Source organism: Gammaproteobacteria bacterium, from assembly GCA_032250735.1.
Classification (GTDB): Bacteria; Pseudomonadota; Gammaproteobacteria; order SZUA-152; family SZUA-152; genus SZUA-152.
In genome coordinates this window covers 39,901-64,586 of record JAVVEP010000012.1, presented here as the reverse complement: position 1 = coordinate 64,586, position 24,686 = coordinate 39,901, and the positions used below count along the sequence as shown (strand labels likewise).

Here is a 24,686-nt window from a genome sequence, read left to right as displayed (position 1 = left end):
TATTTCGTTCGGCGCAATGCCCTTCGGTTATTGCGCCCTACCGGCTGCGTATCGATGGGGGTACAGTGCGCTCTGCTGGGGAGGTAATTTTGCGGCCGCGGTAATGATTGCTCTCCGGCAATGAAAAAGGCCGCAGCGATACCTCGCTGCGGCCATTTTGCGGTTAGGCGGTTGCGGGCCTAGAAGCTGAGTTCCAGTCCCAGATTGACGATCGCGCCGCGGGGCACGGATTCGCCATCGATGGTGACCGTGTCCGGGCTGTAGGCTACGTCCAGGTTCACCGGGCCCAGGGTCAGGCCGCCGGTCAGGTATTTGACCTTGGTGCCGGCGAGGTTCTGGCGCAGGCCGGCCCGGATACCGGGCAGGAACCAGGTGTCGGTGGCATAGGCCGCGCTGATCGTGGCCCATTGGTAGTCATCGCCCAGCGCATCCGCCACTGCATTGGCGTCCATAGCGGCGGAGAGCACCCAGTTCTGGCTGGCGGTGTACAGCGCTGCCTCGAGCTGTAGCTGCCTTTCCATGGTGTAGCTGTTGGAGGAGATCAGTGCCGCACGCACCTCTGGGTCGGTAAAGTCGCCGAGGTTACTGAGCTGGCCAAATTCGAACTCCGGCTCATTGAGATTGGTGAGAGTGGCGCCGAGGCGGAAGTGTTCTTTGACGTACAGCACGCCCAGGTCCAGCCCCAGGCCGGTATCGGTGACGAAATCCTCATCCAGCGCATCATCGAAGGCCTGCTCGGCGTCATTCACCAGATCGCCCAGGCGGGTGACGGCGCGGGCCATGCCCACCGTGTAGTAGCGACCGCGCAGTCCGCCGTAGAGGGTGCCGCCGCCCAGCTCCATCACCGGCCGACTGTAGCCCAGGGCTAGTTCGGTGGTGCTGGCGCCACGGATCACCAGGCTGCTGTCGTTGTCGATGGTGTAGCCGGTGGGAGCACCACCGACGAAGGTGACAACAACGTCGTCGGTCAGATCGTCAGTGCCGGCGGCGGCAGCGGTCTCGTTGAAGACCACGGTGTCATGCAGCGCGGAGACCCGGGCAGCGACAGAGCCGTTGACGTCAAATACCAGGCTCCCGCCCAGGGCTTGATGGGCCACCACCAGCGGCATGATGGGCAGGTGGGCCGAGGCGAACAGCTTGGCGTAACCGTCAGCCTCCACCTCAGCGAGCACGCCATTGAGGCTATCGATACTGTTGGCGAGATTGGCTGCCGCCTCGGTCGGCGTACCGCCAGTTACGGATTGCGTCGACTGGAAGGCCTCGGTCTCGGTATCGATGCGTTCATACAGATCGTCCACCTTGCCGAATTCAAAGCCGGCGCCGACCGAACCCAGGATACCAAAGCGGTACTGGTTGCCGTTTTTGGTCAGCGCCGCGGCGCCGGCGGCCGGGTTGGTGATGTCCGACATAATCGTCTGGCCATTGCTCACCGCACCATAGGTGAGGTTGGGGCCCGGCGGATGGTACAGCGGCGTTGCCTGGGCCAGGGCCATGGCCGTGGTTAGGGTGGTGGCAGTCATGAGTCGTTTCATTGGGGTCTCCGTTTTGTGTTTTTATGGGTGACGATCCTGTCTCGTCGGTGGCCTGCGCAGCACCACAGCGGGAGGGTTTGTCTGAATTAGTTGCCTGCATTGATCGGCCGGCGGCGGCCGTTTCTTTAACCCCACGGATTTGATGGGCGGGCGCAGCTTTCGCTCAATGGCAGCCGACCCCTGCCGATAGAGTACCTGAATCCATGGAGAAGTTATGTCGACACTTGATCAGCCGCAAAAGGCCACCACCCGCCTGAGCCACGAGCAGAGCCTGGCGATGGTGCGCGATCGTCTGCAGGAGAAGGGCGACATGCCCATCTTCAGCGCCACGGTGAATCGCATCAATCTGGTGGGTTCCGATCCCGATGCCGATGCCATGGCCCTGTCGGTGGAGATCCTCAAGGACGCCAATCTGACCTCGAAGGTGCTCAAGCTCGCCAACTCGCCGCTCTATAACCGGGGCCAGGGAAAGATCGGCAGCTTGTCACGGGCGGTGGTGGTGCTGGGTTTTGGCACGGTAAAGAGCGCCGTGCTGACCCTCAAACTGATTGACAGCTTCCAGCGCGAGTTCCCCGGCATCGACATGACCGGCATGCTGGTGAATGCCTTTCTGACTGGCGGTTTTCTGCGCGGCATCTCGGCGAAGTGTGGCATCAAGGACATCGAGCAGGTGTACATCTGCGGCCTGCTGCACAATCTGGGTCAGATCGTCGTGGCCTACACCCTGCCGGAATATTTTCGAGAAATCGCGGCGCTGCAACGGACGGAAGTCCTGCCGCGTGAACAGGCAGAGATCCAGGTCCTCGGCACCAGCCTGCAGCAGCTGGGCCAGGATGTGCTCCGGGACTGGGACTTTCCCAAAAACATGGTGGACACGCTGGATGAACACAAGGCGAAAAACCTGACGCGGATTCGCAACCAGACCGAGCTGACCGGCGCCCTGGCATCGCTCTCCAACCAGACCATGGAACTGCTGTACGCCGAGAACCCCGGCACCCAAAAGACCCTCGCCGAACTGAAGCACGACATGTCCATGGTGTCGGGCATCAGGAAAGAGGAGGTCGGCGCGGCGCTGGAGGAATCCTTCCGGCAGAGTTGCGAGCTGGCGAAGGACTACGGGCTGAGCAAAACCCACCTCACGCCGCGGATGCGCGGTGATGCGGATCAGGATCTCGAAAAGATGGCGCGGCAGTTTTCCTATTACGCCAGCAGCGAGATAAAGGTCGTGCCGGCCGACAACGAGGCAGTGCCCGCCGCGACAGGCGCGCCGGGCGAAAAAATTCCGGGGTCGAGCGCCGCCGGTGATCAACCCGCGACAATGTCGGCAGCCAAACCCGGTGACCCCCATTTGTTGTTAGGCATCCTGTTTGAGGTGACCACCCTGATGACCCAGAAGGCGCACTTCAACAGCATCCTGGAAAAGGTGCTGGAGGGCATCCACCGCGGGGTGGGTTTTGATCGCGCCGTGCTGTGCCTGCTGAATCCAAAACACACGGCCTATGCGGCGCGGATGCTGGCCGGCGACAATACCGAGGCGCTGGAGACCTATCTTTCGTTTGAGGTCGATGAGCAAAGGGATCTGTTCTCGAAGATCATCATGCAGGGTGGCGAGCTGCTGGTGAGCGATATCGAGCAGGGTGACTGGCATGCGCAGCTGCCGAAGGATTTTCAGCAGAAGACCGGCGCCAATGGCTTTATCCTCGGCGCCCTGCGCTCAAGAAACCGGCCACTGGGAGTGTTTTATGCTGACAAGGCGCTGACCGGTGCACGCATCACCCCCGAGGATCAGCGCAGTTTTAGTCAGCTGGTGGCGCAGGCGCAGCTGGCATTGCAGATACGTTGATAGCGCCTTTTGCCGCCCCCTTCCCGCCTTTCAAACACAAAGTAAAAACATTCCTGCATTGAGCCGCCCCCGTGGGCCGTTTAGAATGGCCGCTCATGTAGAGAGCCGTTATAAAGAGCCGGAGCGCCGCCCGTTTTGCAGTACCTCACCCCTGTCATCGATCTGCTGGAGAAATTCGCCGAGGCGACTGGACGCGCCGTGTCGTGGCTGGTGCTGGGGATGGTGCTGCTGATCGCCTACGATGTGGCCATGCGTTACCTGTTCCAGGTCGGCTCGGTCGGTCTGCAGGAGCTGGAGTGGCACCTGTTTGCGCTGATCTTTCTGCTCGGCGCCGCTTATACCTTCAAACACGACGACCACGTGCGGGTAGATATCTTTTATCGCCATCGCCGCCTGAGCGATCGCCATCGGGCCTGGATCGATCTGTTGGGCGGGCTGTTTTTTCTGCTGCCGTTCTGCCTGCTGATTATCGTTAGCTCACTAACGTTTGTAGAAAATGCCTACGTCATCGGCGAGGGTTCGCCGGATCCCGGCGGCCTGCGCTATCGCTTCCTGCTCAAGGCGGCGATCCCCCTGAGTTTTTCCCTGTTGCTGCTACAGGGCATGGCGCACATGCTGCGCAGCCTGCGCACCCTGCTGGTGAGAACGGCAAACCCCGACAACGGACCGGCCGCCTGATGGCGGTGTGGGCGCTGGTGATGCTGGCGGTGGCGGTCGCCCTGCTGCTGATCGGCTACCCGGTGGCCTTTACCCTGGGGGCGGTGGCGCTGTTGTTTGGCGGCATCGCCCTGGGGCTGGATTTTTTCACCCTGCTGCCACTGCGCATCTGGGGGGTGATGACTAATTTCACCCTGATCGCCGTGCCGCTATTCGTGTTCATGGGCATTGTGCTGGAGAAGTCCGGCATCGCCGAGGCCCTGCTGGAGACCATGACCCGGCTGTTCGGTCGCGTGCGCGGCGGCATGGCGGTGTCCATTGTGCTGGTCGGTGCGCTGCTGGCCGCCACCACCGGCGTGGTGGGCGCGACGGTGGTCACCATGGCGGTGATCGCCCTGCCGGTAATGCTGCGCCATGGCTATCGGCCGGAGCTGGCTACCGGCACCATCGCCGCCGCGGGCACCCTGGGGCAGATCATCCCCCCGAGTATTATTCTGGTGTTGCTGGGGGACGTGATGGGCGTACCGGTGGGCCGCCTGTTTATGGCGGCGGTGACGCCGGGGCTGCTGCTTATCGCGCTGTTTATTCTGTATGTGCTGGTGCGCGCCAAGCTCAGACCGCTGGAGGCACCGGCGCTGCCGATTGACGATGATGTTGGTGCACTTTGGCCGCAGATTTTCAAAGGCCTGATCCCGCCGTTGTTGCTGGTGTTCGCGGTGCTGGGCTCGATCTTTTTTGGCATCGCCTCGCCCACCGAATCCGCCGCCGTGGGCGCGCTGGGTGCGCTGTTGCTGGCCGCTACTCATAAAAAACTCAATCTTGCCAATCTGCGCGAGGCCATGCGCTCCACCACCCGCATGACCTCCATGGTGTTCATGATCCTGATCGGCGCCACCGCCTTTGGCCTGGTGTTTCGTGGCATGGGCGGCGACGAGCTGGTCAAGCAGCTGATGACTGGCCTGCCCGGCGGGGCATGGGGTTTTCTGCTGGTGAGCATGCTGGTGATCTTCGTGCTGGGCTTCTTCCTCGACTTCATCGAGATCAGTTTCATCGTGGTGCCCATCCTCGCGCCCATCGCCGCCTTCCTGGGCGTGGACATGCTGTGGTTCGCGGTGCTCATCGCGTTGAATCTGCAGACCTCCTTCCTCACCCCGCCGTTCGGCTTTTCGCTGTTCTACCTCAAGGCCGCCGCCCCGCCGACGATCCGCATGCCGCAGATCTACCGCGGCATTGTGCCCTTTGTGATTATCCAGCTGGTGGCCCTGCTGCTGGTCGCCCTATTCCCGCAGCTCACCCTGTGGCTGCCGGATATGATGGATGCGTTGCAGGGATATTGAGCGGTTTGGCGAGGTGATTTTTTACTAATCGGCGTTAGAAGCGGTGAATCAGCAAAAATGGTGATCTGGCCTGGTGAGTACAGGAGGCGTTTATCTGAAGAAGGGAATTGTCGATAAGCTAAATTTATTCAAGGAACGAAAAGAATAGCCGATAAATACAAGTTGTTTGTATAACCTAAAGAAGTACAATTGTGCTTCTTTTCATTTTCTTAAACACAAGAGCACCAAATTATATTTTTAATTTTGTAAGAATTGCCTTACAAATAATGTAGGCGTTTACGAACCCCCTAGGTATGATGGTAAGAATTAGAAAAAATATACCCAGCTAATTAAATAAGGCATTGCTTCATGACTAAATACTTGACGATTCTTCTTCTTTTATCCCTGGTTGCATGTTCTACAGCAACTATTGAAACGGTCAACAAACCTGATCCTGGGCCTCAAGTAAGCAAAACGATCGTGCCTGAATCCTTTAAAGGGTTGAAGCGTAAGGTGGCGATTGCAAGATTCAGCAATGAAACTAAACATGGGAATAGTTTTTTACTGGATGAAAATAACGACAAGATTGGAAAACAGGCCATGGATATTCTCTCCGCACGCCTGACACAGACAGGCAAGTTCCTGATGTTTGAGCGCGCTGATCTTGGCAAAATAAAGACCGAGCAAAACATCGCCAAGGTCAACGCAGAAGTTATCGGGGCAGATTATCTCATTATCGGATCAGTCTCTGAGTTTGGTCGTAAGGCAACGAGTGAAGTCGGCGTGTTTTCACGTAACCTGAAACAGGAAGCTAATGCCACAGTCAATGTCAGATTGGTGGATGTCACTACCGGCCAGATAGTTTTCTCACAAGAAGGCAGCGGATCTTCAATGTCTGAGGCGAATCGGGTTTTTGGTGTGGGTGAGCGTGCGGGATATGATGCCTCAATAGACGACAAAGCCTTGTCTGCTGCTATTTCCAAATTAGTCAGCAACCTGGTTGAAAACCTGATGGACAAGCCATGGGCGGCCTACATTCTCGATCAGCAAGACGGGCAGGTGATTATATCGGGGGGTAAGGCGCAAGGTTTGAATGTCGGTGATGAATTGAAAGTGATGAAAATGGGCCGTAAAGTCAAAAATCCTCAGACAGGCATGATGATAGAACTGCCACGAAGTGAGGCCGCTAAGCTGACCATCGCCGCCTTTTCCGGTGAAGGCAATAATGAAATCTCAATATGTACGGTAACTAGCGGCACTTTGAAAGGGCTGACCATTAAAGATCTGGTGGTTCAGGAAATCTAATCGAGGAATTTATGAAAAAACTAATTGTATTGATCAGCATCATGCTCATGCTGGCACTTAGCGCCTGCGGCTCTTTTGAGCAAACCACACAGGTTTCAGATAAGGCCTACTTGCTGATTATTGGTGAACCTGCAGGTAATGTAGTGACCATAGATGATGGCAAGCCACTTGAATTGGAAAAAGATACCGTCTCATTCGATATAAATGGGCAAACTGCCACCAAGATTGAAATTTCCATTGGCAACCATTCTGTAAAAATTACCAAAAATGGTGAGTTAAAGGCTCATCGTAAATTCTATGTATCTAACGGCAATAGCTTTGAGGTGAGATTGTGAATAAAAGACTATTCGTAGCATTAATGGGCGTTCTCTGGTTGTCTGGTTGTGCAACCATGAATGTCAGTCAATCTGGTCTTTACTGGGGAAAGTATTCACACACCCTGTATGAGCTGAAAAAAAATCCAGGAGCGGAGGCTCGCGCTAAACATATTGCCGAAATCAATGAAGTGATTGCGAAATCAAAGGAAATGAATCTTCGAGTTCCACCAGGTCTATATGCTGAAATGGGCATGTATTCCTTGGAAGACGGCAAGCAAAAGGAAGCAAACCAATATTTCAACCTGGAGCTGAGCGTTTATCCAGAATCTAAGGCCATGGTTAATCAAATTCTTAAAAAGAGCTGATTCATTCAAAAAAGGTAAAGCTGATTATGAGAGCATTTATAGTAAGCATGTTGTGTTTCGCCCTGCTGGTGCTTTCCGGTTGCGCGGTCAACAATCGGATACCGAAGGGTGATGTGTACCCTGAAATGTACCTAGAAATGCCCAAAACGGTAATGGTATTGCCAGCTGTTAATCACAGTACGGCGGCTGATGCCCCAAATCTATATTCCTCAACTATTGCGCAGCCATTAGCGAATTCCGGCTTTTATGTATTATCCACAGAAATTACTCAAAAGTTTTTGCGTAATGAAGGCCTTAGTACAGGCGATCAAATGTTATCCATCCCCCCGCAGAAGTTTTCAAAAATATTTGGAGCCGATGCAGTCCTTTATGTGACTATTGATCGCTGGGATACAAATTATTACGTAATCGGCGGTAACGTCAAAGTGGGTATTAGCTACAAACTCAAATCCACCAAAACTGGCGCCGAAATATGGTCTTATGCCAATGAGCTGGTGATGGATACCAGTGGCGATAGTAATAATGGAGGGGGTCTTCTCGGTGCGTTGATTGCTACAGCAATTAAAACCTCTACTCAGGACTACGTCCCCATAGCACGCAATGTGAACTACATCGCACTGAATAATATTCCCTATGGCGGATACCACAACCTTCATGGCAAGGACAGCAAACAAATGATTGTGCCGCCTGCAAATTCTACCGTCGCACAACCGTAATTTTGTTGAATACAACGAAAATTAATAATGAAAAACAACCTCATCAGCATTCTTTTTCTTGTTCTCCTGTCAGCTCAAGCTTCGGTCCAGGCGGCAAAGTTTAACTACAATAAAATATCGCTCGGATATGCGGATTTTACAGTGGAGATGATCGGGATTAGCGATGATTTGAAGGCCGATGGATATGATTTAACAGCTTCCTTTGATGCTAATAAGCAATTTGCCGTGACTTTTGGAATCGCGAATGCAGCCGGCGACGTGAATATTTCCGGTAGCAAAGTAGGATTGGATGTAGATGCCAAAATGCTGGGCATCCTTTTTCACGCACCTGTTTCCCAGAAAACTGATGTTTTACTTGGTGCTGCATTACTTCTGGGTGAGGTAAAGGCAAAGGTTGGTGGTTTTCCTGCCACCAAGAATGATAAAGACGGGCAATTAGTATCGATAGGTGTTCGCACGATGTTGAGTGACAAGCTGGAGCTGAATGTCGGTGCTGATCAGTCCTTTTTTGACGGCGAAACTGATACAGGTTTGAATTTGGGTGTCGAGGGTTATATGTCTAAGCATGTCTCCCTTGGATTACATTTCTCATCCAGCGATGATTCGCAATCTACTATTTTTTCCGCGTCGAAATATTTTTAATCTTCCCTAGATGTCCGTCTATAAAATTATTTGATCAAAAAGAAAAGCGTCAGGTCTTACATTTAACATTCTCCAGGTCAAAATATGTTGAAGTCAGACCGCCAAGCAGTTTTTTAGCTTGTTGTACTTCTTCACTTTTCCTTCCGCACCACAAAAAAAGGCCTGCACTGGTTAAAAGTGCAGGCCTTTTTATATCGGTTAGATAACCGATTATCTAGTGATGATGACCATGTGGGCCGTGCACATGGCCGTGCTCCATTTCTTCGGCGGAGGCGTCGCGCACCTCGACGATCTTGACGTTGAAGTTGAGTTGCACGCCGGCCAGCGGATGGTTGCCGTCCACGGTGACGGTCTCGTCGGTGACCTCGACCACGGACACGGTGATGGTCTGGCCTTCGGGGCCTTCGGCGTGGAATTGCATGCCGGCTTCGATCTCGGTGTCTTCGGGGAACATCTCCCGGGGCACGCTTTCGAGGCGGGCGTCATCACGCACCCCGTAGGCCTCTTCCGGTTTCACGGTGACCTTGAGCTCGTCGCCGGTAGTCTTGCCGGTCAGGGCGTTCTCCAGGCCGGGAATGATGTTGCTGGCGCCGTGCAGGTACAGAAAGCTGCCGTCGTCGGACTTGTCGATAACGGTGCCGGCGTCATCGGTGAGTGTGTAATGCAGGGTGACTACCTTGTTTTCGGCAATGGTCATGTGAATCCTCTTTGATTGATGGAAGGTGTGTTTTGGGTGTGTGATTTTCGGACTAGGGTTTACGGGCCGTGGCGTAGGCGGACTCGGACAGGGTGTTCCAGCTGTCGTTGTTGTCGGAGAAGGCCTGGTAGGCCTGGTAGATGCGCCGGAAATCGGCATCTTTCTCGGCCTCTTCCTCCAGCACCACCTTCGACAGGCTGCGCAGTTCGCCAATCACCTCGTCCGGAAATGGGTAAATCTGTACATGGTGGTCGTTTTTGAGTTTTGCAAGGGCGGCAAGATTCTTTGCCTCAAACTGCGCCAGCCACCAGGTGTTGGCGGCGGTGGAGGCCGTCTCGATGGCCTTTTGCAGGTCCGGGCTGAGGCTCGCCCAGGCCTCGGCGTTGACGGTCAGTTCCAGCACCGGGCCGGGTTCCTGCCAGCCGGGGTAGTAGTAGTATTTGGCGGCGCGATACAGCCCGAGGCGCTCGTCGTGGAAGGGGCCCACCCATTCCGTGGCGTCGATGGTGCCGCGATCCAGGGCGGTGTAGATCTCGCCGCCGGCCATCAACACCGGGGTACCGCCGGCCTTGGCAAACACCTTGCCGCCCAGGCCGGGGATGCGCATCTTCAGGCCCTTGAGGTCGGCGATGGTATCGACCTTTTTGTTGAACCAGCCGCCCATCTGCACGCCGGTGTTGCCCATGGGGAAGGGCACCAGGTTGTGGGGTTTGTACAGTTCACGCCACAGCTCCAGCCCGCCGCCGGCGTACAGCCAGGCATTCATGCCCTGGGCGTTCATGCCAAAGGGTACGGCGGTGAAAAACTGGGCGGCGGGGATCTTGCCCGCCCAGTAATAGGCCGCGCCGTGGCCCATCTCCACCGTGCCCTGCGACACGGCGTCGAAGGTCTGCAGCGGTGGCACCAGTTCGCCGCCGGCGTAGACCTTGATGTTGAGCTTGCCGTTGCTGAGGGTCTTCACCTCCTGCGCAAAACGCTCCACACCCTCCTGGAAGATGGGAAAGTTGGGCGGCCAGGTGGTGACCAGTTTCCAGTCATAGGTCTTGTCGGGCTCCGCGGCGGGCGCCGCCGTGGTGGGCTGGGGCGGCTGGTTGCAGGCGGTCAGTAGCAGCGCGATGAAAAGGCTCAGAATGGATAGAAGGTGTCGGGGCATGGTGCCGTCCTTTATATGATTTTTGCGGGGATATGACCGCTAGTGTGGTGTTTCATATAAAACGTGCATTTAGAAAGCCACTCAAGGCGCGAGTGCAAGGCGCAGACCGCCGGGAATGTCGGCTACCTTTCCAAGGTCTGCAACGCGGCAATCGCGCCTTGAGTGGCTTCCCGTAGGGCGAGATAGAATCCTTAGGGCCCACCTCAAGTCTATCTCGTCTAAGTGTGCGTTTTATATGAAACACCACACTAGTGCGCCGATTTAACCCCAGGTCGTGCAGGGGGGTCAAATAAACGTGTGGGTGCAGGGGTCTGGATTTGTGGCTCAGGCCGGTTGCAGGTTGGCGTATTCCATCATCAGCCACTTGCTGCCCAGGCCGTCGAAGTTAACCTGCACGCGGGCCTGGGCGCCCTGGCCCTCGAGGTTGAGCACCACGCCATCGCCAAACTTGGCGTGGATCACCCGCTGGCCGAGGCGCATGCCGTTGACGGACGGGTCCTGCACGGAGGAAAACCGCGCCGTGCCTTGCGCGGCATAGCTGACACTGCCCCCCAATCGCACCTCCTGCATCAGCTCGGCGGGGATCTCGCTGATGAAGCGTGAGCGATGCGGATAGGTTTCGTTGCCGTACAGCCGCCGGGTCTCGGCGTGGGTGAGGAACAGGCGCTGGCGGGCGCGGGTGATACCTACATAACAGAGGCGGCGCTCCTCGGCGAGGCGGCCCGGTTCCTCCAGCGACATCTGATGCGGGAACAGCCCCTCTTCCACCCCGGCCAGAAACACCTGCGGGAATTCGAGACCCTTGGCGGAGTGCAGGGTCATCAGCTGTGCGCCGTCCTGCGAGCCATCGGCCTGGTTGTCGCCAGCCTCCAGTGCGGCGTGAGACAGAAAGGCGGACAGTTCGTCCATCTCTTCTTCGTCTTCCGGGGTCTCGGCCTGCTCAAAGTACTTGGCGGCGTTGACCAGTTCCTCCAGGTTTTCCACCCGCGCCTGGCCCTTTTCGCCGCGTTCCTTTTTGTAATGCTCGAGCAGGGTGCTGTGGTGCAGGGTGTGTTCCATCTGCTCGTAAAGATCCATGCCGTCGGTATCGCTGGCCAGGCGGGTGATCAGTTCGAGAAAGGCGCCCAGCGCGGCGGTGGCCCGCGCCGGCAGCTGTTTTTGCTCGACCAGCGCCTCGGCCGCCGCCCACAGCGCGATGCTGTGCTGGCGGGCGTAATCGCGCGCGGCGCTGACGGTCTTGTCGCCGATGCCGCGGGTCGGTGTGTTGACCACCCGTTCAAAGGCCGCGTCATCGTGACAGTTGGCGATGAGCCGCAGATAGGCCAGGGCGTCCTTGATCTCGGCGCGCTCGAAAAAGCGCATGCCGCCGTACACGCGATACGGGATACCGGCCTGGATCAGCGCCTCTTCGATGACGCGGGACTGGGCGTTGGAGCGATACAGGATGGCGTTGTCCTTGTAGGGCTTGCCGTCATCCACCCAGTCCTGGATCTGGTCGGCGATGAAGCGGGCCTCGTCACGTTCGTTGAAGGCGGAATAGAGCTGGATGGCCTCGCCGTCTGCGTCGGCGGTCCACAGGTTTTTGCCGAGCCGGTCGTCGTTGTTGGCGATCAGCGCATTGGCGGCGTTGAGGATGTTGGCGGTGGAACGGTAGTTCTGTTCCAGTTTCACGGTGCGGGTGCCGGGAAAATCACGGGTGTATTGCTGGATGTTTTCGATTTTCGCGCCGCGCCAGCCGTAGATGGACTGGTCGTCGTCCCCCACCGCAAACACACGCGATTTGTTGCCGGCGAGGATGCGCACCCAGGCGTACTGGATGCTGTTGGTGTCCTGGAATTCGTCCACCAGGATGTGGCGGAAGCGTTCCTGGTAGTGCGCCAGCACGTGCGGATTCTTCAGCCACAGTTCGTGGGCGCGCAGCAGCAGCTCGGCGAAGTCCACCAGCCCGGAGCGCTGGCACATCTCCTCATAGGTCTGGTAGATGCGGATCATGGTCTTTTGGTAGGGATCACCGAAGTGCTCGATGTGCTCGGGGCGCTGGCCCTCGTCCTTGCGGGCGTTGATGAACCACTGCGATTGTTTGGCGGGCCACTGGGTGTCGTCGAGGTCGAGGCTGCGGATCACCCGCTTGATGGCGCGTTGCTGGTCCTCGCTGTCGAGAATCTGGAAGGTCTGCGGCAGGCCGGCGTCCTTCCAGTGGGTGCGCAGCAGGCGATGGGCCAGTGAGTGGAAGGTGCCGACCCACATGCCGCCGACCGGCAGCTGCAACAGGTCTTCGATGCGCCCGCGCATCTCGGCGGCGGCCTTGTTGGTGAAGGTCACCGCGAGGATGCCGTAGGGCGACAGGCCCTCGGTGGCGACCAGCCAGGCAATGCGGTGCACCAGCACGCGGGTCTTGCCGCTGCCGGCACCGGCCAGCACCAGTACGTGTTCGGGCGGGGCGCACACCGCCTCGCGCTGGGCCTCGTTGAGGTCATCGATAATGTGGGAAACGTCCATCCGGGTATTCTATCAGAACTGCCCGGTCGGATTCGGCGGTATGTGCCGGGCCAGGGTGTCAGGCGAGAGAAGGCAGGCGGTGGGTCGCCATGTGTGGGCCTACTCGATAGACATCTGCAGGTCGTCCATGATGGCGTCGATCCCGGCCTGGGCGCATTTTTCGTCGGTCTCGCCCGAGGGTGCACCGGAGACGCCGATGGCGCCGAAGATGGTGCCGCCGGCGGCAATGGGCAGACCGCCGCGGGCGATCAGCAGGCCGGGGGTCTTGGGTACGCCATAGCTGCCGCCGAAGCGACCTTCCAGGCTGCCGGTGGGCGAGTTAAACGACATCGCGGTGTAGGCCTTGTCGCGGCTGATGGCAATGGAGACGTCCATCGCCAGCACGTCGCGCAGGATCGCCTGCGGGTGGCCGCCACGGTCGATCACCGTCACCGTGATCTGCACGCCCTCCTTGCGGCAGGCGTCGATAGTGGCCTTGGTGGCCGTCAGCGCGGTATCCAGCGACATGCGCTTGATGTTGATCGTCACCGGTTGTTCCTCGGCCTGGCTGGTGGAGATTACGCCGGTGAGTAGTAGGGCCGGCAGCAAAAGGGATAACACCCGAAACGTTTTCATAAATGATCTCCTGTTGTTTTTTGTGAATGGTGGTGAGTTGTGTGACTGATCGTGTGCGCACGAGGATGTATTAATGATAGATGGCAATACGCACAAATAGTTCGCCGTCGGCGCCGCAGTGCAGGCGCCATGTGCGAGCCAGGGCATTACGATCGGCCAGGCCGGAACCATTTTTTCTGTATCGCCGACAGGTAGGCCTTGTCCCTGTCACTGACCTCACTGTTGCCGGTGACATAGGTGGAGAGCACGCTGTTGTACAGGGCCCCATCCTTCAGCATGGCGGCATTGATGGCCAGTGCACGGACGATGACCGGCCCCAGCTTTTGGTCGCCGAGCTGTTGCACGATGCGCTGGATGATCGGCCCGTTATCGGTGAAGCGGTTGTGGGCGACGTTATCCAGAAACTGGAAAAACAGCCGGGTCTTTTCCGGCGGGGTGCCGGCATCGACATGCTGGCGAAACTGGCCAACGACATCCAGTTTGTGCCACAGGTCGCGCAGGATGGGGGCGGGCATGGACTGATAGAGCATGGCCTCCAGTTGCCCCCAGTTGCTGCGCTGGTCGGCGTTGCGCAGCTGCAGGGCGAGCTGTCCGAGCAGCCGTTGATCCGGGCGATAGTTTGCATAATAGCGGTAACGCTCCTGCAGCATTTTCTGGAAATAGGCGGCTTCGGTGAGTTCCTGGTAGGAGACGATGCTGTTGGCCAGCGGATCAAACAGGTCGACGGTCTGGCGCAGATAAAACGCGCGCTCCGCGCCGGAGTCGATCAGCGGAATGTAATCGCTGTTTGGCTGGCTGTTCTCGGAGAGCAGGCGAAGGGTGTCGATCGAGGCGATGTAATTGCGGTTAGAGTAATAGCCGACGGGTTTGCGCATCTGCCGGAAATCCATGGCGATGGTTTCGCTGTCATAAAAGCGGGTGTATTTGTCGGCATTAAAATCCTGTTCGCTGGCCACCAGCAACACATCATTTTCCACGTACGGCGAGTGGTAGACCTTGACGTGGGGAAAGGCGGTATTAAGGGCGCTAATAATGGTTAGCATCAGCTCGCTGTTGAATTCCGGCAGATGCATCCATTGCACCAGAATGCCGCCGGGTTTCAGGTAGCGTTTGCTGTGGTGATAAAATTCCTTGCTGAACAGGCTGGATACGCCGCTGACCCATGGATTGGAGGGCTCGGAAATAATCACGTCATACTTTTTTTGCGTGGCGCTGAAATAGGTGCGGGCGTCGTCGATCACCAGCTTGACGCGCGGATCTTCATAGACCCGGCGATTCGCCGGCATGATGCGCCGCGCCAGGTTGACCATCTCCTGTTCGATCTCGATGAGATCCATCTGCTGTAGCAGCGGGTCGCCCAACATAAAGTGGGCGGTCATGCCGCTGCCCAGGCCGATGATCGCCGCCTCGTAGGGCTGGTCAAGCATCGACATGGGCAGGAAGGCGAGCGCCGCCTGGGTGTCCTCGCCCTTGGTGCCGCCCACCGAGGCATCGGTCTTGCCGTTGGTCTTGATGATCTTGATGCCGTCCACCTCGTGCAGGGAGATGGTGGCGGTTTTGCCGTCGCGTACGGTGACCTGCTCGTCGGGCATCACAAACGCGGTGCGGCGGAACCAGCCGGCGGCGATGATCTTGGGGTTGAGGCTGACAAACAGCAGCGGGGTGATCATCAGCAGCGCAACCACCACGGCGGCGGCCAGGGGGATGGGTGAGCCCAGCAGGCCCGGGCTGTGCCGGTGCGCGCGCCGGTACAGGGCCAGCAGGCTCAGGCCGATGCCAATGTCGATGAAGGCGCCGACGGCGATGGTCATCTTCAGCTGCAGCAGGGGCATCAGCACCAGTCCGGCAATGATCGCACCGAGGATCGCACCGATGGTGTTGAAGCCATATACCGCGCCGACGGTTTTTTCACTGCGCGTCACATTCATCAGGTAGAAGGTGATGATGGGCAGGGTCATGCCGGCGATGAAGGTGGTGGGGAACATCAGGAACAGGCTGAGGCCGTATTTGAGCAGCGAGAACAGCCAGTAACCCTGCTCGGTCTTGTCGAGGTAGTCCCGCGAGTGCTCCATGGTGCTGAAGGCGAATTCGTAGAAATAGATGCTGGTGAGGGCGAAGGCGCCCATCACCAGTTGCGCCACGGCCAGCAGGATGATTACGTGGCGGGTCTTTTGCAGCAGCTTCTTGGCCGCCAGTCCGCCGCAGGCGAGGCCCAGGACAAAGGCGGAGACCATGATGTCGAAGGAGTGGGTGCTGGCGCCGAGCAGCAGGCTCAGCAGGCGTATCCAGTCGATCTCGTAGACGAAGGAGGCGAAGCCGGTGAGCAGGCTCAGGCCGAGGAACAGGGTGGTGGAGAAGGCCAGCACCCCGGGGCCTTGCGCCTGTCCCGTCGGCGGCGCCTCCACCGCGCAGAAGCGTTCGCCCGGTCGAATCAGCTCAGCCTGCAGGGCCTTGCCGATGAAGAAAAAACCGAGGGCGATCAGGCCGTTGCCCAGCGCCGCCAGGTGCAGGGAGCCCTCGGTGCCCAGCCGGGGGATCAGCAGGTACGAGGCCAGCAGGATGCCCACCGCGGCGCCGATGGAATTGGTGAAGTAGAGCAGGGGAAAGGCGGCCTGGCCCCCGTCCCGGCTGACCCGGATCACCGCCACCCCCAGCAGCGGAAAGGTGGCGCCCAGCAGGATCGCCATGGGGGCGGTGATCGCTACCGCAATGAGGATCTTCAGCCCCTCGGCGGTGAAGGGGCCCAGGCCCGCCACAGTTTGATAGAAGCCCTGGGTGCTGAGGAGGTAGAGGTCGTGATAGAAAAGGCCGCCGACACCGATCAGCAGCTCGATGGCGGCGTAGGTCAGAAACGGATTCTTGATGACGCGGGTGTAGCGGGCGGCCAGCAGGGCGCCGATGCCCATGCCGCCCATGAAGATGCACAGGGTGAGGATCTGGCCGTAGGAGGAGTGGCCCAGAAAAAGCTTCAGATAGCGGGCCCAGATGCCCTCGTAAATCAGCGCGACGAAGCCGGACAGGGTGAACAGCAGGTAGATGGCCAGCAGCGGGAGCTTGCCGTTGTGGGAGTTATCGTGTGAGGTAACAGTGGTGCTGGAAGCTGACATGGTGGTGGCGGGCCTCGGGATTTGCTGGAATTTCTATTTTCTCCGCATCATACCCCATGGGGTGCCAGGGGCGCGTCATTAGGAAATGCAGGGCACATTTGTCCAGCGAAAGACTGATTTGGATCGGGCCTGTTATACATTGACCAGATATGCAGATAAATGTATTTTATGGCGCCCTGCCACATCAGGCAGGCGAAATAGCGCGCCTGAGCAGTCAATCAAGGCCGTCAATTCAAATGACGCGATGATAAATCGTGAGCCTATAAATATGAGGGAGAAAATAACAATGAAGAAAAGAGCGGTCATTATGTGTGCAATATCGGCGCTACTACCCGTGTGTGCCATTGCAAGCAGTAAGGGGGCGGATGCCCACGGTGAGGTCGCTGATCAAGTGGTTGCTAAGCAGCGTGACGCGCTTGCAGCAAACACGAAGGGCAAAGGTTTCGGGCCCCAGTCTCCGCGTGATATCGATTCAAGTAGGGGCAATAACGGACGCATCTTCAGAGCCGCGCCTGACTCTACAGGGATGAGCCTCTGTAATATCCATTTTCACAAAAACGCTGAACATAAGGGCGGTGAGTTTACCCAGTATGCGGGTAACGGCGATGGCCACGGTTACCAAAGTGGTTACAAGTATTCTGGAAAGCTGAGTGCTGCAGAGCTGGCGTCTGCCAGCGTCTGTCCGAGCGAACACGGTAGCCTTTCTGCTGGAGACACGATCGAAGTTCATTACGTGCACTCAACCGCGCAGGTTCAGCCGGGTCCAACCTTGGGTTCATGCCTGAGTGATGCAATTAATAATCCGCAGTTGCGTGTAGAGACTCAGGTATATGTATTGGTCAATGATAAAAGTGCTTTGGACTTTGGAAAATTGACTCAGCACGGCTTAAAGGATGGTTTGCATCAAGCATCGAATATTCCTGACAATACGGGCACGCCTGTTCAGTACGCTGGATCAACGACAGGACCTGGTTACAATGAAAAAGGCTCCCCTTTTCAGGTGACATGGAGCGTTCGCCCCAAGGTCGCTAAGGTTAACATTGAGACGGTAGGCGATTGGTGTAAAGGCAATGTTTTTAATGAAGATCATGCGCATGGTGTAAGAAACCTGGTAACCAATCCAGACCTTCTTTCAAAGTTCTAGCAATTGGTTGGCAGCTACACAGTACAGCTGCGGAACACCGGGGTGCGCTAGCCACAAAATAGCGCACACGGAGCTCAGAGCGAGCAGCCGCGCCTCACGAAAGTGGGCGCGGTTTTTTTGTGCCTGAATTTCGGCCGGTCGATCCCGATCGCCGCAGCTCAGGGGCATCGGCGGATAGTCGTCTGGCGAGATTACATTGGTGCCGCGCCGAGTTCAGGGGTTTCAGCGTCTTGCGGTGGCTCGAAGCGGCCGGTGGATTCAAATTTGATGAATTCATCAATATTGACGCGGCCGTCCTTATTGGTGTCAACCTTGGACCAGTTTTTATGCATGCCCTTGTAAGCCTTGGCTTCATCTTTGCTGATGTAGCCGTCGGCGTTGCGGTCGAGTCCGTCAAATGTCGGCGCGGCAGCCGTCGCCGCCATTACGCTGAGCGATAAACAGAATCCTGTGCTGACAATGCAGAGTGTTTTCATGACATGGCATCCTTGCGAGTTGGGGTGAGGGGCGCGAGAGGCGCGTTGAGAGGCAGGCGGGAAATTGCCGCTGCCCGTGCAGAGAAGTTAGCCCCGAAAGGCCGGTAGTCAAGGTGGGGGGAGGCTTGCAGTGCGAGAAGAATGGCGCGCCGACGTCTGGCCGGCTGGTGGCTCGCCCCCTATTTCATCGGCCTATGTGACTGCGCGTCGGTGTGCCAGTCGTAGGAGCAGTCGAGATGCTTGCGTACGGTGATGATCCCGGGCAGGCCCTCGGTGAGCATGATCTCCAGCGGCGTTCGCCCCTGCAGGCGCGACAGGGGGCGGCGCAGCCACAGGGCGCCGGCCTGGGCGTTGCGCGGGTTGGCGAGCCGTAGGGCGTCGGCGATTCCCAATAGATGTTCGATGTGTTGCAGGATTTGCGGCGTGAAGGGCAGCGGGTTGCCCTGTAGGTAGCGTGGCAGGGCGCGCGTGCGCGTTTTTGCCGGTAGGGCCAGCAGGGTGATCTTGTCGGCATTGCCGACCTGCCAGTCGTCCAGCAGGGTGACGATGAGGATCGTCAGGTCGATTTGTTGCTGATGGTTGAGGTCTGGCATGCTGCGGTGCTCAGGCTCGGTGGGGCGGATTAGCCGAGATACCGGGCGATGAGGCCAAGTCCTGCGCCGTTATCGGTGCCGTCCATCTCCCAGGGGATCAGCACGGTGTGGCCACCGCCGGGGGCGACCTCCATGGGCTGGTGTTTGAGATCGGTCATGTGCGACAGGATCACGTCCCGGTTACCGTCGGGGTGGATCAGTTGCAGCCGATCGCCGACCGAAAAACGGTTCTTCACCGCCACCTCGGCGAGCCCACGCTGCGCGTCGATGCGGGTGATCTCCCCGACAAATTGCTGCTCGCTGCTGCGTGAGTGACCGGTCAGGTAATTCTGGGTCTCGTGGCTGTGGTGGCGCTCATAGAAGCCGTCGGTGTAGCCGCGATTCGCCAAGCCCTCCAGCACCCCCAGCAACTGCGGATCGAGCGCCTGGCCGCTGACGGCGTCATCGATGGCCTGGCGATAGACCTGGGCGGTGCGCGCGGCGTAATAGTGGGACTTGGTGCGGCCCTCGATCTTGAGGCAGTCGATACCCATGTCCACCAGCTGCTGGACGTGTTCCACCGCCCGCAGGTCTTTGGAATTCATGATGTAGGTGCCGTGCTCGTCTTCCTCCATGGCCATCAGCTCGCCGGGGCGGCCGGGCTCCTCGATGAGCACGGCCTGGTCGGCGTGCGGGTGGCGGCTGGTGTCGCCACAGGCCGCCGTCTGGGGGACAACGGTCACCGGCGTGGCGAGCTGGAGATTGCCGGTGGCGTCCTCGGTGGCGGCAGAGACCTTGTAGTCCCAGCGGCAGGAATTGGTGCAGGTGCCCTGGTTGGGGTCGCGGTGATTGAAGTAGCCGGACAGCAGACAGCGGCCGGAGTAGGCGATACACAGCGCGCCGTGTACAAACACCTCCAGCTCGGTATCCGGGCACTGCTGGCGAATCTCGGCGATCTCGTTGAGGGACAGCTCGCGCGACAGGATCACCCGCTCAATCCCCAGTGATTGCCAGAAACGCACGGTCGCATAGTTGACCGTGTTGGCCTGCACGGAAAGATGGATGGGCATCTCCGGCCAGCGCTCGCGCACCATCATGATCAGCCCGGGGTCGGCCATGATCAGGGCATCGGGCCGCATCGCAATCACCGGCGCCATGTCCGTCATATAGGTGGCGATCTTGGCGTTGTGGGGCGAGATGTTGCTGGCCACGAACAGCTTCTTGCCCAGGGCGTGCGCCTCGTCAATGCCGATTTGCAGATTGGCCAGGTCAAAATCGTTATTGCGCGCCCGCAGGCTGTAGCGCGGCTGGCCGGCATACACCGCGTCGGCGCCGTAGGCCAGGGCATAGCGCATATTTTTCAGGGTGCCGGCGGGGGAAAGCAGTTCGGGTGTCTTTTTCACGGGGTGTTCCATGGGCGCATCGTTGGACTATGGTTGTTGGGCAATGGTGGTTGGGTAATGGTTATTGAGTAACGACGGTTGGGCAATATTGGTGGCCCGGGAGTGCGGGACGGCTGTGGTGGATCGGACGAGGTGGCAGATTGTATCATGTCGCGCCCCATCGGGCGCCCTCGTGTATGATGGCTGGCCCGTTCATAAGGCACGATTGATCCATACCGATTTAAAGGAGATTAGACCCATGGTCAGAACAGAAACCCCGATCTGTGATTTTGGCGCCCCCGCAATCGATTTTTCCCTGCCCGGTGTGGACGGCAAGACCTGGACCCTGGCCGACTGCGCGGGTGAAAAGGGTCTGCTGGTAATGTTTATCTGCAATCACTGCCCCTATGTGCAGTCGATCCGTGAACGCATCGTGCGTGATGCGCGGGAGCTGAAGGCGCTGGGGGTGAATGCGGTGGCCATCATGTCCAACGATCCGACGGATTATGCGGAAGATTCGTTCGAAAACATGCAGGCCGTGGCCCGCGAGTTTGATTTCCCCTTCCCCTACCTGCTGGATGAGACCCAGGAGATCGCCAAACGCTACGGTGCGGTCTGCACCCCGGATTTTTTCGGTTACAACGCGGATCTGCAGTTGCAGTACCGGGGCCGGCTGGATGAGAGTCGCAAGGAGCGGGTGGCGGATGCGCGGCGTGACCTGTTTGAAGCCATGAAGCAGGTGGCGGAAACGGGCAGGGGGCCGGAGGCGCAGATTCCCAGCATGGGATGCTCCATCAAGTGGAAGCAGGAGCCCGAATAAGTCCCCCGGTTCCGGGCGGTGACGGGTGATTGGCGGATGCTGGCTCTTGCTCTGATGACCGCGATCGGGGAGAATTATAGGTTCCGCTGGCGTTCAGTCCGGGCGGGCGGGAGTTGCGGTGGGGTCTGGCGACCGAGTTGAGGCTATTTTCTGGCGCGCCGATCCGGGGGAGCGTTAATAACAGCACTATCATTCTGCCGTTAATCCGGACGGGTTAACGGCCAGCAGGTTTTGTTCATGTATCCCCGGCAGTGACGGCTTGCGTAATGAGTTAACGCGCATCGCGGCGAATTGGTTTCCGCTTTCCGGCGACAGAAGGTTTGTGACGGAAGGTCAGTGACAAAAGGTTTGTGCAACGCATCGTGCTCTTTTGAAGTTGCGGCAATACAGATTGATTACATTTTTTGAACTTGTTTTAGGAGAATCACATGTCAAACCGCAAAAATCTTGCCAACGCCATCCGTGCCCTCAGCATGGACGCGGTACAAAAGGCCAATTCCGGTCACCCCGGCGCACCCATGGGCATGGCCGATATCGCCGAGGTGTTGTGGAATGACCACATGACACACAATCCGGGCAATCCCCACTGGTCTAACCGGGATCGCTTTGTGCTGTCCAATGGCCACGGTTCCATGTTGATCTACTCCCTGCTGCATTTGACCGGTTACGATCTGGGCATCGAAGACCTCAAGCAATTCCGTCAGCTGCACTCCAGGACCCCGGGTCACCCCGAATACGGCTATGCGCCTGGCGTGGAGACCACCACCGGCCCGCTGGGTCAGGGCATCACCAATGCCGTGGGCATGGCGATTGCGGAAAAGGTCCTCGCCGGCCAGTTCAATCAGAAGGGCCACGACATCGTCGATCACCATACCTATGTGTTCCTGGGCGATGGCTGTTTGATGGAAGGCATTTCCCACGAGGCCTGTTCGCTGGCCGGTACCCTGGGCCTGGGCAAGCTGATTGCCTTCTGGGATGACAATGGCATCTCCATCGACGGCCACGTTGAGGGCTGGTTTACTGATGACACCCCGAAGCGTTTCGAGTCCTACGGCTGGCATGTGCTGGCCGATGTGGACGGACATGATCCCGAGGCCATTCAAAAGGCCATCGAAATCGCCAAGGCGATGACCGACAAGCCGACCATGATCTGCTGCAAGACCACGATCGGTTTTGGCTCGCCCAACAAGGCCGGTAGTCATGCCTGTCACGGCGCGCCGCTGGGTCAGGAAGAGATCAACCTGACCAAGGCCGCGCTGGGCTGGGATCACCCCGCCTTTGAGGTGCCGGCCGATATCTATCACGGCTGGGACGCCAAGGAAAAGGGCGCTGCCGCAGAGAAGGCCTGGAACGAGAAGCTCGCCGCGTACAAGGCCGCCTATCCAGAACTGGCGGCCGAATATGAGCGCCGCATGGCGGGCGATCTGCCGGCCGACTGGGCAGCAAAGTCGGCCAGCTATATTGCCGCCGTCAACGCCGAGGCCAAAAGCCCCGCCACCCGTCAGGCGTCGCTTGCCGCGATCGAGGCCTATTCACCGCTATTGCCGGAACTGTTCGGGGGATCGGCCGATCTCGGTTGCTCCAATCTGACCGAGTGGTCTGGCTATAAGCCGATGATCAGCAATGTGGAGGCCAATTACGTCAACTACGGTGTGCGCGAATTCGGCATGTCCGCGATCATGAACGGCATCGCCCTGCACGGTGGCCTGATTCCGTTTGGCGCCACCTTCCTGATGTTCTCGGAATATGCCCGCAACGCGCTGCGTATGGCCGCCTTGATGAAGATTCGCAGTCTGTTTGTGTTTACCCATGACTCCATCGGTCTGGGTGAAGACGGCCCGACGCATCAGCCGGTCGAACAGATTCCCACGCTGCGCATGATTCCAAACATGGCCGTGTGGCGCCCCTGTGACGCCGTTGAATCCGCCGTCAGCTGGCAGCAGGCCATTGAGCGCAAAGAGGGGCCAAGCTGCCTGATCTTCTCGCGCCAGGGCCTGCCGCATCAAACCCGTACCGATGCGCAAATCGCCAACATCACCAAGGGTGGTTACATCCTGGGTGAATGCGATAGCCCGGATGCCATCATCATCGCCACCGGTTCCGAAGTGGCGCTGGCCATGGGTGCGGCCCAGCAGTTAAGCGGTAAGAAGATCCGCGTGGTCTCCATGCCCTCGACCAACATTTTTGAGGCGCAGGATGATGCCTACAAGGCCTCGGTCCTGCCCAAGGGTGTGCCCACCCTGGCGGTCGAGGCAGCGGTGACCGATGGCTGGTACAAGTATGCCGACAAGGTGATTGGCATCGATCACTTCGGCGAATCCGCCCCGGCCGATCAGCTGTTCAAGGAATTTGGATTCACGGTGGAAAATGTTGTCGCAGCCGTTGAATCGCTCCTCTAACTGAATTCGGGTGACCTTTTAAATTTTTAATTGAAGCAAGAAATAAAACCTTTAAGGAGAGTGTTATATGACAATTAAAGTCGGCATTAACGGATTCGGCCGTATCGGCCGTATGGCCTTTCGCGCCATCGCAAAAGACTTCGGTGATATCGAGGTGGTCGGTATCAATGACCTGCTGGAGGCAGACTACCTGGCCTATATGCTCAAGTACGATTCCGTGCACGGCAACTTCGACGGTGACGTTTCCGTTTCAGGCAACAACCTGGTAGTGAACGGCAAGACCATTCGCCTGACAGCGGAGCGTGATCCCGCCAACCTGAAGTGGGGCGAGATCGGTGCCGAGTTGGTGATCGAATGCACCGGCTTCTTCCTCACCGAAGAGACCTGCCAGAAGCACATCGATGCGGGCGCCAAGAAGGTGGTGATGTCGGCACCTTCCAAGGATGCCACGCCCATGTATGTGTATGGCGTTAACCACAACAGCTACAGCGGCCAGGCGATTGTGTCCGCCGCCTCCTGTACCACCAACTGCCTGGCACCGATCGCCAAGGTGCTGAATGACAACTGGGGTATCAAGCGCGGCCTGATGACCACCGTGCATGCAGCAACTGCCACCCAGAAAACCGTGGACGGCCCTTCCTCAAAAGACTGGCGCGGTGGTCGCGGCATTCTGGAAAACATCATTCCTTCTTCGACCGGTGCGGCCAAGGCTGTGGGCGTGGTGTTGCCAGAACTGAACGGCAAGCTGACCGGTATGGCCTTCCGCGTGCCCACCTCTGACGTGTCAGTGGTCGACCTGACGGTAGAGCTGAACAAGGATGCTTCGTACGATGACATCTGTGCAGCCATGAAAAAAGCCTCCGAGGGCGAGATGAAAGGCACCCTGGGTTACACCGATGAAAGCGTTGTCTCCACCGACTTCCGCGGTTGCAGCCAGTCCTCCATCTTCGACTCCGGCGCCGGTATCGCCCTGGACGGCACCTTCGTCAAGCTGGTGTCCTGGTATGACAATGAGTATGGCTATACCTGCAACATGCTGCGTTTTGTGGAGCACGTCGCTCAATAGCAGAGGAAAGATAAAAGATTCAAGAGCAAAGGGAATAAAAGCGGCGGGCGCAAGCCCGCCACA

21 protein-coding genes are annotated in these 24,686 nt (G+C 58.1%); 12 read left to right on the top strand and 9 right to left on the bottom strand.

The genetic code is table 11. The features are described from left to right. Positions 1 to 179 precede the first annotated feature (179 nt). Positions 180 to 1,532 (bottom strand): conjugal transfer protein TraF, encoded by a 1,353-nt coding sequence (traF, locus tag RRB22_08785; protein ID MDT8384497.1) that lies wholly within the window; start codon positions 1,530 to 1,532, stop codon positions 180 to 182. Between the two features lie 214 nt (positions 1,533 to 1,746). Here traF and RRB22_08780 point away from each other — a divergent pair, with 214 nt between their 5' ends. The 8 genes from RRB22_08780 (at position 1,747) to RRB22_08745 (ending at position 8,693) form a co-directional block, all read left to right on the top strand. Beyond that, positions 1,747 to 3,375, top strand: coding sequence for an HDOD domain-containing protein (locus tag RRB22_08780; GenBank protein MDT8384496.1), 1,629 nt, complete (start codon positions 1,747 to 1,749; stop codon positions 3,373 to 3,375). 135 nt (positions 3,376 to 3,510) lie between these two features. Next, on the top strand, positions 3,511 to 4,053 hold the full coding sequence (locus RRB22_08775) for a TRAP transporter small permease subunit (GenBank protein MDT8384495.1): 543 nt from the start codon (positions 3,511 to 3,513) through the stop codon (positions 4,051 to 4,053). Continuing rightward, positions 4,053 to 5,369, top strand: a complete 1,317-nt coding sequence (locus RRB22_08770) for a TRAP transporter large permease subunit (protein MDT8384494.1) — start codon at positions 4,053 to 4,055, stop codon at positions 5,367 to 5,369. The genes RRB22_08775 and RRB22_08770 overlap by 1 nt, the downstream gene beginning before the upstream one ends. A 348-nt stretch (positions 5,370 to 5,717) precedes the next feature. Next, positions 5,718 to 6,653, top strand: coding sequence for a CsgG/HfaB family protein (locus RRB22_08765; GenBank protein MDT8384493.1), 936 nt, complete (start codon positions 5,718 to 5,720; stop codon positions 6,651 to 6,653). Positions 6,654 to 6,664: 11 nt separating this feature from the next. Further along, positions 6,665 to 6,988 carry a hypothetical protein gene (locus RRB22_08760; GenBank protein MDT8384492.1) on the top strand — a complete coding sequence of 108 codons (324 nt, stop codon included), beginning with the start codon at positions 6,665 to 6,667 and terminating at the stop codon, positions 6,986 to 6,988. Beyond that, positions 6,985 to 7,335, top strand: a complete 351-nt coding sequence (locus RRB22_08755; GenBank protein MDT8384491.1) for a DUF4810 domain-containing protein — start codon at positions 6,985 to 6,987, stop codon at positions 7,333 to 7,335. Before RRB22_08760 ends, RRB22_08755 begins: the two co-directional genes overlap by 4 nt. Before the next feature lie 26 nt (positions 7,336 to 7,361). Next, positions 7,362 to 8,051, top strand: coding sequence for a DUF799 family lipoprotein (locus RRB22_08750; protein MDT8384490.1), 690 nt, complete (start codon positions 7,362 to 7,364; stop codon positions 8,049 to 8,051). A gap of 27 nt (positions 8,052 to 8,078) precedes the next feature. Next, positions 8,079 to 8,693: an outer membrane beta-barrel protein gene (locus RRB22_08745; GenBank protein MDT8384489.1), complete on the top strand. Its 615-nt coding sequence runs from the start codon at positions 8,079 to 8,081 to the stop codon at positions 8,691 to 8,693. Positions 8,694 to 8,907: 214 nt separating this feature from the next. Here the strand turns inward: RRB22_08745 and RRB22_08740 are convergent, their stop codons facing one another. The 5 genes from RRB22_08740 to RRB22_08720 form a co-directional block, all read right to left on the bottom strand. Beyond that, positions 8,908 to 9,390 carry a peptidylprolyl isomerase gene (locus RRB22_08740; GenBank protein MDT8384488.1) on the bottom strand — a complete coding sequence of 161 codons (483 nt, stop codon included), beginning with the start codon at positions 9,388 to 9,390 and terminating at the stop codon, positions 8,908 to 8,910. A 52-nt stretch (positions 9,391 to 9,442) separates the two neighbouring features. Beyond that, positions 9,443 to 10,543, bottom strand: a complete 1,101-nt coding sequence (locus RRB22_08735; GenBank protein ID MDT8384487.1) for a TRAP transporter substrate-binding protein — start codon at positions 10,541 to 10,543, stop codon at positions 9,443 to 9,445. A 324-nt stretch (positions 10,544 to 10,867) separates the two neighbouring features. Next, positions 10,868 to 13,042, bottom strand: a complete 2,175-nt coding sequence (uvrD, locus tag RRB22_08730) for a DNA helicase II (protein MDT8384486.1) — start codon at positions 13,040 to 13,042, stop codon at positions 10,868 to 10,870. Positions 13,043 to 13,141: 99 nt separating this feature from the next. After that, positions 13,142 to 13,657, bottom strand: coding sequence for a heme-binding protein (locus tag RRB22_08725; protein ID MDT8384485.1), 516 nt, complete (start codon positions 13,655 to 13,657; stop codon positions 13,142 to 13,144). 146 nt (positions 13,658 to 13,803) lie between these two features. After that, positions 13,804 to 16,764, bottom strand: a complete 2,961-nt coding sequence (locus tag RRB22_08720) for a spermine synthase (protein MDT8384484.1) — start codon at positions 16,762 to 16,764, stop codon at positions 13,804 to 13,806. Positions 16,765 to 17,050: 286 nt separating this feature from the next. Here RRB22_08720 and RRB22_08715 point away from each other — a divergent pair, with 286 nt between their 5' ends. Further along, positions 17,051 to 17,908 (top strand): delta-class carbonic anhydrase, encoded by an 858-nt coding sequence (locus RRB22_08715; GenBank protein MDT8384483.1) that lies wholly within the window; start codon positions 17,051 to 17,053, stop codon positions 17,906 to 17,908. Between the two features lie 191 nt (positions 17,909 to 18,099). On the opposite strand, the gene RRB22_08710 is transcribed toward RRB22_08715, so the two are convergent. The 3 genes from RRB22_08710 to yegQ all read right to left on the bottom strand — a co-directional run bounded on the left by RRB22_08710 (position 18,100) and on the right by yegQ (position 20,359). Next, on the bottom strand, positions 18,100 to 18,384 hold the full coding sequence (locus RRB22_08710; GenBank protein MDT8384482.1) for an EF-hand domain-containing protein: 285 nt from the start codon (positions 18,382 to 18,384) through the stop codon (positions 18,100 to 18,102). Between the two features lie 179 nt (positions 18,385 to 18,563). Continuing rightward, positions 18,564 to 18,977 carry an MbcA/ParS/Xre antitoxin family protein gene (locus RRB22_08705; GenBank protein ID MDT8384481.1) on the bottom strand — a complete coding sequence of 138 codons (414 nt, stop codon included), beginning with the start codon at positions 18,975 to 18,977 and terminating at the stop codon, positions 18,564 to 18,566. Between the two features lie 29 nt (positions 18,978 to 19,006). Then, positions 19,007 to 20,359, bottom strand: a complete 1,353-nt coding sequence (yegQ, locus tag RRB22_08700) for a tRNA 5-hydroxyuridine modification protein YegQ (GenBank protein MDT8384480.1) — start codon at positions 20,357 to 20,359, stop codon at positions 19,007 to 19,009. 238 nt (positions 20,360 to 20,597) lie between these two features. On the opposite strand from yegQ, the gene RRB22_08695 reads away from it, so the two are divergent. The 3 genes from RRB22_08695 (at position 20,598) to gap (ending at position 24,623) form a co-directional block, all read left to right on the top strand. Then, positions 20,598 to 21,158 (top strand): thioredoxin family protein, encoded by a 561-nt coding sequence (locus tag RRB22_08695; GenBank protein MDT8384479.1) that lies wholly within the window; start codon positions 20,598 to 20,600, stop codon positions 21,156 to 21,158. A gap of 428 nt (positions 21,159 to 21,586) precedes the next feature. Then, the gene (gene tkt, locus RRB22_08690) at positions 21,587 to 23,557 is read left to right on the top strand and encodes a transketolase (protein ID MDT8384478.1); all 1,971 of its coding nucleotides are present in this window, start codon (positions 21,587 to 21,589) and stop codon (positions 23,555 to 23,557) included. Positions 23,558 to 23,624: 67 nt separating this feature from the next. Continuing rightward, complete coding sequence (gap, locus tag RRB22_08685; protein MDT8384477.1) at positions 23,625 to 24,623, top strand: type I glyceraldehyde-3-phosphate dehydrogenase; 999 nt, start codon at positions 23,625 to 23,627, stop codon at positions 24,621 to 24,623. Positions 24,624 to 24,686 lie beyond the last annotated feature (63 nt).